At 29.5% G+C, this 12,059-nt stretch carries 20 protein-coding genes; 18 read left to right on the top strand and 2 right to left on the bottom strand.

Going from position 1 to position 12,059, the window contains the following annotated elements; translation table 11 throughout:
* The 15 genes from ACF91D_RS28620 to ACF91D_RS28550 all read left to right on the top strand — a co-directional run.
* Window positions 1-349: hypothetical protein (locus ACF91D_RS28620; RefSeq protein ID WP_392438192.1), on the top strand; the 349-nt coding region annotated here is incomplete at its 5' end.
* Window positions 350-436: 87 nt separating this feature from the next.
* On the top strand, window positions 437-661 hold the full coding sequence (locus tag ACF91D_RS28615) for a hypothetical protein (RefSeq protein ID WP_392438191.1): 225 nt from the start codon (window positions 437-439) through the stop codon (window positions 659-661).
* 22 nt (window positions 662-683) lie between these two features.
* Window positions 684-1,172: a hypothetical protein gene (locus ACF91D_RS28610; RefSeq protein WP_392438190.1), complete on the top strand. Its 489-nt coding sequence runs from the start codon at window positions 684-686 to the stop codon at window positions 1,170-1,172.
* Between the two features lie 14 nt (window positions 1,173-1,186).
* Window positions 1,187-1,375, top strand: a complete 189-nt coding sequence (locus tag ACF91D_RS28605; RefSeq protein ID WP_392438189.1) for a hypothetical protein — start codon at window positions 1,187-1,189, stop codon at window positions 1,373-1,375.
* Window positions 1,376-1,403: 28 nt separating this feature from the next.
* Window positions 1,404-1,706: a hypothetical protein gene (locus ACF91D_RS28600; protein WP_392438188.1), complete on the top strand. Its 303-nt coding sequence runs from the start codon at window positions 1,404-1,406 to the stop codon at window positions 1,704-1,706.
* Between the two features lie 15 nt (window positions 1,707-1,721).
* Window positions 1,722-1,943 (top strand): hypothetical protein, encoded by a 222-nt coding sequence (locus ACF91D_RS28595; RefSeq protein WP_392438187.1) that lies wholly within the window; start codon window positions 1,722-1,724, stop codon window positions 1,941-1,943.
* A 177-nt stretch (window positions 1,944-2,120) separates the two neighbouring features.
* Window positions 2,121-2,318 carry a hypothetical protein gene (locus ACF91D_RS28590; RefSeq protein ID WP_392438186.1) on the top strand — a complete coding sequence of 66 codons (198 nt, stop codon included), beginning with the start codon at window positions 2,121-2,123 and terminating at the stop codon, window positions 2,316-2,318.
* A gap of 325 nt (window positions 2,319-2,643) precedes the next feature.
* Complete coding sequence (locus ACF91D_RS28585; protein ID WP_392438185.1) at window positions 2,644-3,090, top strand: hypothetical protein; 447 nt, start codon at window positions 2,644-2,646, stop codon at window positions 3,088-3,090.
* 345 nt (window positions 3,091-3,435) lie between these two features.
* The gene (locus ACF91D_RS28580) at window positions 3,436-4,032 is read left to right on the top strand and encodes a hypothetical protein (protein WP_392438183.1); all 597 of its coding nucleotides are present in this window, start codon (window positions 3,436-3,438) and stop codon (window positions 4,030-4,032) included.
* Window positions 4,029-4,283, top strand: coding sequence for a hypothetical protein (locus tag ACF91D_RS28575; RefSeq protein WP_392438181.1), 255 nt, complete (start codon window positions 4,029-4,031; stop codon window positions 4,281-4,283). Before ACF91D_RS28580 ends, ACF91D_RS28575 begins: the two co-directional genes overlap by 4 nt.
* Window positions 4,284-4,706: 423 nt before the next feature.
* A complete protein-coding gene (locus ACF91D_RS28570) occupies window positions 4,707-5,363 on the top strand; it encodes a hypothetical protein (protein WP_392438179.1) in 657 nt (218 codons plus the stop codon).
* A 64-nt stretch (window positions 5,364-5,427) separates the two neighbouring features.
* A complete protein-coding gene (locus tag ACF91D_RS28565) occupies window positions 5,428-5,595 on the top strand; it encodes a hypothetical protein (RefSeq protein ID WP_392438178.1) in 168 nt (55 codons plus the stop codon).
* Entirely contained in the window at window positions 5,589-5,933 is a 345-nt protein-coding gene (locus ACF91D_RS28560) for a hypothetical protein (protein WP_392438176.1), read from the top strand. Before ACF91D_RS28565 ends, ACF91D_RS28560 begins: the two co-directional genes overlap by 7 nt.
* A gap of 97 nt (window positions 5,934-6,030) precedes the next feature.
* A complete protein-coding gene (locus ACF91D_RS28555; RefSeq protein WP_392438174.1) occupies window positions 6,031-6,267 on the top strand; it encodes a DUF7446 family protein in 237 nt (78 codons plus the stop codon).
* A 142-nt stretch (window positions 6,268-6,409) separates the two neighbouring features.
* Window positions 6,410-6,823: a hypothetical protein gene (locus tag ACF91D_RS28550; protein ID WP_392438173.1), complete on the top strand. Its 414-nt coding sequence runs from the start codon at window positions 6,410-6,412 to the stop codon at window positions 6,821-6,823.
* Window positions 6,824-7,160: 337 nt separating this feature from the next.
* On the opposite strand, the gene ACF91D_RS28545 is transcribed toward ACF91D_RS28550, so the two are convergent.
* A complete protein-coding gene (locus ACF91D_RS28545; protein ID WP_392438171.1) occupies window positions 7,161-7,430 on the bottom strand; it encodes a CopG family transcriptional regulator in 270 nt (89 codons plus the stop codon).
* Window positions 7,431-7,453: 23 nt separating this feature from the next.
* Complete coding sequence (locus tag ACF91D_RS28540) at window positions 7,454-8,245, bottom strand: ParA family protein (RefSeq protein ID WP_392438169.1); 792 nt, start codon at window positions 8,243-8,245, stop codon at window positions 7,454-7,456.
* Window positions 8,246-9,951: 1,706 nt separating this feature from the next.
* Here ACF91D_RS28540 and ACF91D_RS28535 point away from each other — a divergent pair.
* From ACF91D_RS28535 to ACF91D_RS28525, 3 genes are read left to right on the top strand one after another with little or no spacing between them, the layout of a single operon-like run.
* Window positions 9,952-10,350: a hypothetical protein gene (locus ACF91D_RS28535; protein WP_392438167.1), complete on the top strand. Its 399-nt coding sequence runs from the start codon at window positions 9,952-9,954 to the stop codon at window positions 10,348-10,350.
* 23 nt (window positions 10,351-10,373) lie between these two features.
* Window positions 10,374-10,802, top strand: a complete 429-nt coding sequence (locus ACF91D_RS28530) for a RusA family crossover junction endodeoxyribonuclease (RefSeq protein WP_392438165.1) — start codon at window positions 10,374-10,376, stop codon at window positions 10,800-10,802.
* Window positions 10,802-11,776: a hypothetical protein gene (locus ACF91D_RS28525; RefSeq protein WP_392438164.1), complete on the top strand. Its 975-nt coding sequence runs from the start codon at window positions 10,802-10,804 to the stop codon at window positions 11,774-11,776. The genes ACF91D_RS28530 and ACF91D_RS28525 overlap by 1 nt, the downstream gene beginning before the upstream one ends.
* The last annotated feature ends 283 nt before the right edge of the window (window positions 11,777-12,059 follow it).

The following is a 12,059-nucleotide window of genomic DNA, read 5'->3' as shown; positions in this document are numbered from 1 at the left end:
ATTTATAACAGACTTTGCAGACGAAACATTAAATGAAGCGGTCACAATGAAAGATCAATTAGATTATGCAGTGATTAAACCCAAAAGAGATGCACTTGAAGATTACAAACGCCGATATAACGTAGAGCGCAAACTAAAAGCAGCAAAAGAAGCGGCTAGAGGTCATCAGTTTGAAATAGGCGGTTGTTACTTCACAAAAATAGAAGATATGGATCAATGCTTATTAACATTACGAGATGAGACAGCATATGCTAATGGAGCTATTAGTGACTTTGGCATGATTAACCCTAATGATTGCTTAATGGAGATTGTTTTTGGGCATAAAGTACAAACGTTGATGTTCTCCTGAACGTTAACAAGATAAGCAACGCATATTTTTTTACCCTTCAATTTACAAAACTAACAAAAAGTAATATACGAAGAAAGGAAACATACCATGACCATAGAAAACATTAAAGATATTCATGATTTAGAACTTATTACCGCAATTACTATTCAATATCAAGCAGACATTGAGGAATTTCTACTTTTGAAACGTGATGAGGTGTTACAAGAAGATTTTGCGAAGGTCGTATATGACATTTACACAGCATATATGAACTTAAATATAAATCACAGCTTACTAGATCTTATTAACCATAAACATTTATCTATTCTATAAAAGGACTAAGGAGAGATGAGCCATGACTTATTACAGTGTCTATGATGCACAGATTAAAGAATTAAGAACAGACTTTGCCTATTACAAAGACAAGACAAAACTAAAAGCAGACTTTGAAGCACATTTACTCGATATTAGAGAAATCTGTAGTAAACATATTAATAAAATTTGGAACGAACTTGAATATCGTATTATTGAAACGCCATTTGATTTTGTGAGTGAAGCGGAGAAACATATTCTAAGAGAAGTTATTCAAGGAGAATATACGCACGTTAAAAAAGGATGGAACGCAGAAGTGAGAGCGTTAGCATTTGAGGATATAAAACGTGTGGTTGAATTTAAAGAGTTTGGTTTTATTGGTTCTTGGTACGTCCTCTTTTTATACAATCAAACGCCATTGCTAATTAAGCACAAAACAAATGATGTAAACACGTACCGTATGATGTATAAATTCCAAAGTAAATTGGAAAGTAAAACCTATCGTTTAAGTATCGATAGCTTAAAAGTGTAAGGAGGATATATGAAATGAAATTTGTACTAGCTCATGTTGTTTCAATATTATGTTTTTTTATAGCAATTCAAGTGACTAAGGATTTTATCTATTTATACCTTCTGTACTTAATTAGCTTTGGCTTAAGTTATAAGTTAATTTCACTTTGGATAACTAACAAAACGTATAAAGAAATTAAAACGATACTCGCAAGACATATTTAAATATATAGCTGAAAAGGAGAAATCGATTATGAATAGAATAGCGCAGATTAAATTTGTAGAAGATATGGAATCAGTAAGTGAAGTAGGTTATCTACAGTATGCAACAGGAGAAGTAGAACCGACGACATATATTATTTGTTACAGTGCAACATGTCCATTACAAGAAAGATTTACGTTGTATGTAGATGAAGGCATAGTGAACCTTAAACAATATGTAAGCGAAGCGGATTTATATCGTATTCATGATGCTTATTTTGACTTTAGAACAAGCTATAAAGATATAGAGGTAGTAACAGTACAATTGCTAGATTGCTATAGAATGTGTTCATAAAAAGGAGTGTTAGAGATGATTAAAACAGCAAATTATTTTACTGAAGTGAATTTTGAAGAATATAAAACGATGTATGAATTTTATGTAACGGAACTTGGGTTTTATTGTCTGTCAGGAGACTATACAACGGTGCTTCATTTTATGGATCTATTGCAATCAGAAGGCAAATTACACACTGTAATTGAGGGGCTGAAGTGTGGAGATACCTATAGCATATATACAGATGTAGAAGAATAATAAAACCGCTTCAAATGTGGTCGACCCTCCTCGCTTAGGCTGGGCGTCGGAGCCTCGACCACATAAAGGGCGTGAACTTGCTCGCTATACTCACGTCGCAAATTCACGCCCTATCCTATCAATATAAAGGAGCTATGAAGCGGACGTAGTAAACGAAATATTTAGGAGGTTATATAAATGATGAATGAAGAGATAAAATGGCTATGTGGGTTTTTAGAATTACCTTATAACAATCAAAGTACAATAGATGTATGGAAAACGACAATTAGTAATTACACAAAAAGAGATTTTGATGTAGTAAACTACAATATTCCTGATAACAATGAACAACTAACGATTTTTGATTATAATATAATGGAGCAGTTAGCTATGTAAATGTAATGAAATAGCGCTATATAGGAGGTTATATTTGTGGAAAAACTAGGTAATATTGTTCTTGGTATAATAGTTATATTAATAGCAGTATTTATTGGTCTTATATATAGGAGAAATGTTTTTAGATAATGTTAGAAATATCGTTAAATAAATTACAATTCTGTATTAATTATAGAATAAATAACCGCTTCAAATGTGGTCGACCCTTGAATCACGATTTGATAGTAATGTTGAAGATATCGAACTTTATTTGAAATACTATTTATTTTATAAATAACGTGCATCGTTAGCAGCAGCTTAATACAGAGTGAAAGGACTTAATAATATGGTCGAGAAAATAGACGTACGGAATGCAAGTGAAGAAAATAAGCAAATGATAAAAAAAATAAGCAAAGATAAAGCTAAGTTGTTTCTTCTCCCCTTGCTTTGTATGGTTCTGATGACACTAGAATTAGCTTTATATGTAGTATTAGAGGCAGATATGTTTTATTTGATTATTTGCACGTTTATATTATCAAGTATTATTCAGATTTATGTAATTTATAAATTAAATGTTGCTCAAATACTCTTAAGTCATGTTTTAACCGCAATTAGTAATAACATGACTATTAAAGAATGGGCTCATATGGATAAAGAACAAGCGATAAAAAAAGAAGTAAAAGTAGTAAAGGTAAGTTGGCGTTCATTTATACCTGAATATATCATGATCTTCATAAGTTGTTTTGTATGTGTGGGCGCCCCCTTTATTGCGGTTATAGATAAATTTATATAAAAGGAGTGTATAACTTGCATAATAACTACTTAATACTTATGCTTTTTTATATATTAAGTGTAATAGTTTATATATATATATTATTGAATATTGGAAAAGATATGTTTTTAAATACCTCTAAGTCAGAAAAAGAGCAAAAGAGAAGATTTATTAAATTTTTTCTTCCTACTTGTATAATTATTACTTTCGGTTTCTTATTGATTAATATTTATGTATTTCCATATTTATTAGAAGTTCTTAATTAAGTTAAGGATGATTTTAAAATATGTATTAGATCTGCACCCTACTTTAGAGCTGAAAGAAGCGGACATAGTTAGAAAATTTGTACGAAGAGGAGTTTAATAAATGACTGATATATTTGATTTTGAATTTTTGAAGTATCAAAAAGAATTTTTAGAAACTGACGGTTATATTAACTACACTAGTTTTATAAGTGAGATACAATTCGACGACAGTTATACTGAGAATGTAAAAAGCGTGGTAAAGTGTTTATTCTTAAGTACATCAGATTTCAATACTATAAACCTACATTCACTTATGTATGAAATAAAAAATGCTGATACTAGTGAAGAAGTAAAAGATATGATTAATAGTATCTATATATTAAATAGTGATGTAATAAAAGACAGAGATATGAATTTATCTGATCATAAGTACTATTCTCGAGAATTAGAAACGTTTGATTCCAGCTTTCCACCTCAGGTTTTAAATTTCTTTAAAGCTTTATTAGAAAATCCTAAAAAGATGACTAAAGTTGATGTCTTAGCAATACTAGGAATTATTTGGGAAAGTAGAATATCAATAAAGTTAAATGAGTATATAGAAAATTTAATAGATGTTAGTAAAATAAATACTGAAGCGGATATGAAAAGTTTAATTGATAAGGAAATTACATTCGACGAAAGTTTATTTAAAGATTATATTAGAGGAGGAATAAGATGAAGAAAGGGATTGAATTGATAGCAAGATTTTTAGGATATGATTATTTGGTGTTAGTAATGACGACCGGTGCCCTTAAATATCTAGGAGCATTATTAACAATTATGATTACAAATGTAATAGGTTTGGTTATTACCCCTATTGCTTTACAATACAATATATTCTTAGGGTTGATATGGGTTATTCTTTGGATATTTACTGTGTTGATGTTACGTAAATTATTTAACAAGAGATTAAAAAAATCAGTGAGATAAGTATAGCTATAGTGCTTAGGAGTGTTGATATGAATAGAAATACTTACAACAAGTTAGAAATCCTTCCGTATATCATTGTAATTTTAGCAGTAGTGGCCACATTTATAGGATAGTTTATATTAGGAGATCAATTTTTAGATAACTTATTTTCACTGATACCTTAATTAAAAATTTAATAGTAATATGTTTGAGAGTGAAGCGGACTTATATCAGTAAAGATGTATATAATCTGCTTCTTTTTTCTGTGTTTACGTAATTTGAGAATTAAGCAGATTATAATGACTCTCCTTTATAAAAAAATAGATTATATACCCCTTTAATTGATTATATAAATATAAAAATAATAAAAAATACTATATTTTCTATTGAAACGTGCGATAATGTACGGTAGTCTTAATGTAAGATAAAATAGGAGGTTATATAATGAATCGTAGAAAAACAACTAATATATTAATAGGCATATGGGGCATTACAACCGCATTGATATTTATAGGTTTAATTGCGCAAATGGCATTACCTAAAGTATTCAAAAATGCTAAGTACATGGAAATGCTGTTTGATGTAAAGCAGAGTATTATTTTAGGAGCTATAGCATTAATCGTTTTATACGTATTAATATTTGTATTTACTACTAATGTAGAAAGCGTAAAGAACTATGCTAATAAAGTAAGAAATAAAAAACCTATTATGATGTTAGCGATGATAGTAAGTATAGTCTTTTGTTTAATGTTTATTTTGATAGACTACTCAACGATTGCTAGCAGTGTAATAACATCTAATAATGTAAAAACGTTAGATGGTAAGGTAGAAAAAATACAAACTAAATCATTAACTGATAGTGGCAAAACAGTTACTATGGTTTCGGTTGTTGATTCAAACGGTGAAAGACATAAGATGGTACCTAACAGTAATGTTCATTTTATGAGTGTATTCAAGGATAGTAAAGTACATTTTGATTACGTTGATAACACGATTTCTTCATCAAAAGGTAAAGTTGATGGGACAATTTTAGGCTATGACACAGTGGCTGGTGATGAAGTAAAAAAATATGGAGAAAAGATAGATGGAATCTTAAAGTAATGATAAGTAAAATTCTTAAAAAGGAAGCGTATGAGCGCTTCCTTTTGTTTTACAATGACGCTGGTTGTCTAACTCAAGATTAATAAATATCAATTTAAATGCTAGTAATGACGAAGCGGCCGATCATATGGTGAGAATTACTACGTATGATTTGCAGGAGAAAGACATAGAAAGATGGATTAAAGATAATACAAAATTAAGTGAAGAAAAATGGAGGATACAAGTATGTTAAAACAACTAAATGAAAATGAGTTAAAAGAACTACATATTATACATCAAGTTATTGGCCAATTATCATTAGCACATAGGCCTGTCGCATGGAGAGGCATTCCTAAGGATGAATATTTAGCTAAGTTATCTATTAATACCCTAGCATATCTATCTAAAATACATTCTGAAACAGAAAATATTATGGATGTATTAATAGATCCTCCATATAATGATATTAATTCATATAAAAAAGAGCTAAAAGTAGCAATTTATAGAGCTGATGAAGAATATTCAACCGTTGAATTACACCCAGGCATTAAAGTTTACTTTGATAACATACGAAAACTTCTAGAAATTTAAGAAAAGACTACATCGTCAAAATTGCTATAGATGATTTACAGGTAGGATTTGTAGCACATAGATAAATAATTTGTTTTTGATATTGGAGGGAATTACATTGGAAAAATCAGATATAGAGCAAATTGAATTAGTAACAGCAGCACTCAGTGGAGATATTTATATGGCAGAGATAGAAAAGAATGGAACAATGAACGTTGAAACAAGAAAATTAGCTACTGAAGATGTATTACGTGTAGCAGCTGAATGGTTTATCTCAAATAAAGAAACTGAAATTAATTTTGATGGGCATGGCAAGTTGAAGTGGATTGCTGAAACTGAAGAAGATACGAAATAACCTAAAGTAGATGGAAATTAAAAGTTTTATTGAAGCAGGCGTGAACTTGCTCGCTATACTCACATCGCAAATTCACCCCCTCTCTAACAATAGAAAACAGTTAGGAAGCGGGTATAGTCATAAAACAAGGAGGTAATTGAAAATGTATCAGGTAATTATAATGTGTGTAGCTTATTTAATTGTAGTTACTTTATCTTTGATAGCCATCTTACGGAGTATGATGAATATGAGAAATCAAATACAAGAACGCATTAATGATGGAGCGTATGTTCAGGGAACTTTAACTAACAAAGGTGAATTACCTAAAAATGGCAAACTATTTAAAAGATATTATGGTTGTATAGATAATATAAAATACAGACTTATGGGATATCCCGAGTTTAATGAATTAGAAATAGGCAAAGTCTACTACTTTATACTGTCAGAAAAAGAAGATGAAGCTGTTATCGTGAAAAAGGATATAAAAAAATATACACATAAGGTAACGTTCTTAGAATATATTAAAGAAGTTATTAAACAAACTACGATATATAACAAGGTGAAAAGCTCGAGATAAAAAGAAATATTTATAACCGCTTCAAGTGTGGTCGACCCTCCTCGCATGAGCTGGGCGTCGGAGCCTCGACCACATAAAGAGCGTGAACTTGCTCGCTATACTCGCATCGCAAATTCACGCTCTTTCTCCCCCCTGTTATATGATTATTCATGATATACGTTTTAGGGTTTAGGTTTATAGACCTGGGGAAGCAAATATTAAAACTAAAGATGTTAAGAAAAGATTTAAATACTCAACACTAGATATTTCAAGAGAAGCGGTTATAAGTATTTGTTTTAATCTAAAAAGGATATAAAAAAGCCTAAAATCTATACTCAAAGATTTTAGGCTTTTATTATTATAAAGATTCTATAAGCTCATCTATAAGCTCAGATGAAGAAGAATAACCATATTCCTCGCATAGTTGCTTTAATTTTGCGTGGTTAGATGGTTTTAAAGAGAAGTTATAACGTTTCTTAGTCTCAGTGTTCTTATGTTTTAGTATTGTGTGTGGTTTACTTTGTTTAATTGCTACATCTTTCTTGGACGCTTCTAGAGCATTTTGTATCTCATTTGTTTCTTGCTCATATGTTTGCTCATCTTTTTTCTTATTAGGGTCAAAAGCCATTCTAAATACCTCCTAAATGTATTTTATATTTCATCGATAGCATTTTTTATTTCTTCCATTATCTTATTGAACTCAGGTTCAAATTTTTTATCATTTCGATTTAAATCATTGTCAGCTAGTTTTTGAACATAAGATTTTTTATCTAAAATAGTTTGATTAAGTACTGATTTAGATGGCATATAGTTAATATACCTATCATCATTTGCCATATGCTTTTTAAACTTAACACTTGGGATAGTATTGTGAGTGAGTTTATTTCCTACTCTTAATAATTTAGCTGTTACATTACTTTCCCTTGTTTTAAAGTCTATGTTCTCTTCTTTATACTCCATTAGCCTACTTTCAAGATTACTTGCATCTGAATCATCGGAGTCAATGACAGGTGTGATTATAGCGTGACTCGGCGCAATAGCATTTTTAGTAAAGACACCAAAGTCTGGATGTGTATCTATAATTATATAGTCGTATTGAGATAAATTTTTAGAATCAAAATTATCTTCTAACCACATATAGAAAAGCATATTTGTTCTTTGATCATTATCTACCAGCTTTTGTATTTCATCTAGTCGTATATAACCTCTAATTAAATCTAAATTCTCTTTAATTGGTTCAATATCAACCTCGCCACCAGTATATATATTTGCTACTGTATTATCTTGATTAAATTGTTGATATAACCTAGATAAATGCATTTTATGGTCTTTATCTAATAATAAGACACGTTTCCCATTAAATGCTAAGTACTCAGCAAAGTTAAAACATAAAGTTGTTTTACCAACTCCGCCATCCATAGCAGAAAAAGTTACTATTTTCATTATTACACTCCTTTGCTTAATAGTTTTAATTACACACTATAATACGTAATGAATTATGTAATTGATTAAGTATTATATTATATAACATTATACTTAATAATATACTTAAATTTACACATAAACTTTTACGCAAATATTTGTGTATCATTATGCACACGAGATTAAGTAATAATCTACGTATAGTTATTCACAAAACATTACACAATAAAATGTACAATGATGTGTGTACTTGATTACATAACTAATTATATAACATTATACTTAATGATACAAACAAAAAATTACGCAATTATATACACACGATATTGTGAAATGTAATACACAACAAAATACACAATGAATTGCGTAGAATGTGAAGTAAAGTTAAACACATGTATTTACACAAGTTATTACACATGTAATTAATAAATACATAGCTAAATATTCATACAAGATTACAATAGTTTAAATGGAATGAATAGTATTTATTTTTATAAGGATATAGCAGGTATCTGTAAATATATTATGGAGTGTAATTGTGAGTGTCAGCATGCAATCAAATATACACAAAGTGTTGAGTATGCTATTAAGTAATGGTATACACAAACACTAATGATATCATAAACTCAAACAATTACTTAATATCTAAACTTTATAGTTACTAAGATTTCTGAAGTAAATTCTTATTTATATAATATTAAGTGAGTAAGCAAAAAGCTTTCTATTAAAACGAGAAATTAAAATTAAGTGAGCTGAGAATTGATCTGTGTTGCATCGAAAAATAGTTTCCTTAATAAGGGTAAGGTTCATTGCAATTAAAATTGTAGTAATAAAGATTTTTAATAAGGGTTTATAGATTAAACAATTGTATAAAAATACTTAAAGTTTATCTATGTCTTGTATCTATTATTCGAAGGTTATAAGTAAGGAGCAGTAGAGAAGATATGCTTTATAGTACTTATTAATTAATGACCAGTATAATATAATTAAAGTTTTTATAAGGAAGAAGTTTTCATATGGACTTATATCTAAAACAAGGATGGCTGTAGACTTAATGCAATAATGAAAAATAAAATAAAATTATAAATATATATAGTGAATGTAAATATGAAAGAAGAGTTTGCAGGTTTCGGTGATGGTATGATAAAAAAATACAAATTGAAAGTATAGTATTAAATACAAATAACTTGATAAACAATCTTAAGGACATTAAAGATAATATATATTAATACCTATAAATACAAAATGAATTTATAATATAAAAAAATATAAGTTTGACGTATGTAAACAAAATTAAATTAGTAAAGCTATATTTAATAAATATAAAATAATAAACAGTTTTAAAAACATTATATAGTATAATATATAATAAAAATATCAAATATATGTAAATCAAAAAATAATAATAGTTTCGAAATCGGGAATGGTATGTTATTATATAATCATAGAATTAAACGTTCCCGATTAAGGGAATATACAATAATGTAGTATTTAAGTATATGTTATATTATATATATCAAGGGTGTTTATACTGGTTTAAATTTGATTTTATTTATATAACATTATTAAAACTATGAAGGCAATTATTCTTTTAAAATGAGACCTAATGTATGAAATAATAAGGTTTTGAGGTAATGTTATTTCAGAGTGAAAGTACAAATAATGATGAAAAAATAACGATTAAAAAGATGTTTAATATTAATGATTATTATTTAGGAGTGGTAAAAATGGCAAACACTAAAACACAAAAAGAACTGAAAATCTCTAATGTTAAGAGTGAGTATATAACTGAATTCATTCTTGAAATCGTAAATTGGAAAATATTAATGGATGAGTTAGATATAAGTAAATCACCATTATTTAGACAGAAGAAGCAATTAAAGGATTTAAGCCGAGAAAACGGTGCTTTTGAGGCTTTATCAGAGTTATTTACTATTAAAGAAATGAATATAATTATTAGACTTTACAACGACTATAGAAAAAATCCTGATAAGTATGAACCGATCAGAAAAAGTAAGAAAGTGAATTTAGAAGAACAGAAAAATGTGGCGAATAAACACCTTTCAAGTATGAACATGCATTATGACGAACCAGAGATTAAAAACGAAGAAGAAAACAATAAATAGAAGGTTTTAAGGAGGCATAAAACGTGGCTAAAGAATGGAAATACATTATTGATATTCCTCCAGTTGCTACACCGAGGCCAGAATTTAGAAGGACTAAATCAGGTCAGACAATCACTTATTACCCGCAGAAATACACAGATTATATGAATGCGGTTCAAAACCAGTTGGAAGAAGATAATGCGATTGACGATACTTTTTTTGAAATTATGCAGACACCATTAGGCGTTAAAGCTGAAGTATATTTTTATGTGCAAGCCCCAAAGAGTCAAAAACGTATAAATAATATTATGCGTACTACAGCGCCAGATATAGATAATTTAGTTAAAGCAGCTTTCGATAGTATTTTTAAAGGGTTGAAGGTAAAAGATAGTAGGATAGTTATGGTTTCTATGGCCAAGTTTCAAACGTTAAACAATCCAAGAACGGAAATAACTTTGCGAGGTGTAGAATAATGGTTACAAATTTAGATATTTTTGAAGATATTCAAGATATGATGAAAAAGGCAGCGGAAGAAAAAAAGAGTTATCTAGATGCTTTGGAAGAACGTAAGGATTATATGACAACTTACCGACAAGAATACCGCAAGTTGAACACAGCGATAGCTCAAGTAAAAACATTATTGCAAAGATCTATGAAAAGTAATGAAGAACAAGAGTTAAGTTTGAAAAAAGTACGTAATATAGTGGATAAACAAATTGATGAAACTAGAAAAGAACAAGAGTATTACACAGATGGCAGTCTAGATAGGGTTTTGAAAGAGCTGCATAAAGTAAAAGGGTTATTAGATGGAAAAGTTAAAATAGATGATATAGAAGAAGCTAAGATATATATTGATAAAAATAATATAGAGATACCTGAGTTAAATACCCTTTTGGAATGTTTTGAAGAAGGACAACGAGAAGTTAAGAGCGGCGATGTTAAGCAGCTTTTGAAGTTAATTGACGAGTGTGAAAGTGATTATTTAAGCTCGTTTAAAACTTATAGAAAAGCTTGTGAAGAAAGCGAGGAAGTGTTTGATTCATTCGATGATATTGTAGCTGTCTTGTTAGATATGGATTTTGTGGAAGCAGCAGAAGAATTAGGAGATGCTCTACCTGATGTTGAAGAAACAAGAAGGCAAAGACCAGATCCTGAGCCGCTTCTGAGCATATTAGTTCCTTTTAGGAGTAATGATTTAGAGTATTGGAAATCTAATTATAATAACTCTAATGCACACGATCATAATATCGAACTTGCTGATGCTGTGGCTTATGTTAGGCGTGCATTGCTAGAAGAAAGGGAATATCAAGGGACGAAAAATGCTTTCGACAAAATGGATGAAGCTTACAACAAATTAGATAAGTATATGCACGCTAGATATCATGAATTAGGTGGGAAACCTAAGAATTATCACGGGCATGATAGTAGGAAACGTAAGTCTAAATGACTTGCGTTTTTTATTTGCGTTCATGAGGCATTCACAGAGGTTAATAAAGCGTCTTGTATAAGTGTGAAGGGTTTTCGTACTCCTTTGCACTTTTTGCTCTATTTGGGCTTTAAAATGGCGTTCGTGAAGTTCTTTGTAAAAGTGCATCAGGTAAGCACCAACCACGAAAAAAATGCAACTCTCAATTATAGCATTTTTGTATATAAAAACAAAGTGATGTTAATTTTAGTATAGGTTATTAGATATTAAATTAACCGAAGGTTAATATTGCACATCACATAAT

It is taken from the genome of Staphylococcus sp. 231237_7MaSpsaltlick, from assembly GCF_043107035.1.
The sequence above is the reverse complement of the archived record's forward strand: the minus strand, read 5'-3'. Positions and strand labels throughout refer to the sequence as shown.